Below are 681 nucleotides of genomic sequence, written 5' to 3' on the forward strand. Positions count from 1 at the left end.
TATCCACAACAATATTGCGGATCGTCTGCTAAAGACGCGACATCGTGTCGCGACGCAGACGTAAGCACGTCCTTGTGCAAAATTGCTGCGTATCCAGTTTTGAAGGTGCAAACCACATGATGTGTATGTACCACAAACTTTTTATTGTTCCTTGGTAGCTCAGTTGGTAGAGCAATCGGCTGTTAACCGATCGGTCGGGGGTTCGAGTCCCTCCCAAGGAGCCATATGCTCCTGTAGCTCAGTCGGTAGAGCGTTTCCATGGTAAGGAAGAGGTCGCAGGTTCGATTCCTGTCGGGAGCACCATGATCTGGCCCGTTGGTGAAGCGGTTTAACACAGCAGCCTTTCACGCTGTCATACAGGGGTTCGAATCCCCTACGGGTCACTATTTGCCCCTATTGTTTTGGGGTCCCCGCAAAGTACTCGGAATTAACGACGAAGCATATGCTTCACTTTGTGGGGGAAATTGGAGGCTTAGCTCAGCTGGGAGAGCATCTGCCTTACAAGCAGAGGGTCGGCGGTTCGATCCCGTCAGCCTCCACCATATAGCCACGGGGAGATAGCGAAGTGGCTAAACGCGGCAGACTGTAAATCTGTTCCCTCCGGGTTCGGCGGTTCGAATCCGTCTCTCCCCACCATTGCCATTGGGGTATAGCCAAGCGGTAAGGCAACGGACTTTGACT

5 tRNA genes are annotated in these 681 nt (G+C 52.7%); all 5 read left to right on the plus strand.

What is annotated here, in order from left to right:
* The first annotated feature begins 148 nt into the window (after positions 1–148).
* The 5 genes from EIZ37_RS25565 to EIZ37_RS25585 all read left to right on the plus strand — a co-directional run bounded on the left by EIZ37_RS25565 (position 149) and on the right by EIZ37_RS25585 (position 636).
* Positions 149–224 (plus strand) — tRNA-Asn (locus EIZ37_RS25565).
* 3 nt (positions 225–227) lie between these two features.
* Positions 228–303 (plus strand) — tRNA-Thr (locus EIZ37_RS25570).
* Between the two features lie 6 nt (positions 304–309).
* Positions 310–383 (plus strand) — tRNA-Glu (locus EIZ37_RS25575).
* 83 nt (positions 384–466) lie between these two features.
* Positions 467–542: transfer RNA gene (locus EIZ37_RS25580), tRNA-Val, on the plus strand.
* 9 nt (positions 543–551) lie between these two features.
* Positions 552–636 (plus strand) — tRNA-Tyr (locus EIZ37_RS25585).
* Positions 637–681 lie beyond the last annotated feature (45 nt).

It is taken from the genome of Brevibacillus migulae, from assembly GCF_004521915.1.
Taxonomy (GTDB): Bacteria; Bacillota; Bacilli; order Brevibacillales; family Brevibacillaceae; genus Brevibacillus_F; species Brevibacillus_F migulae.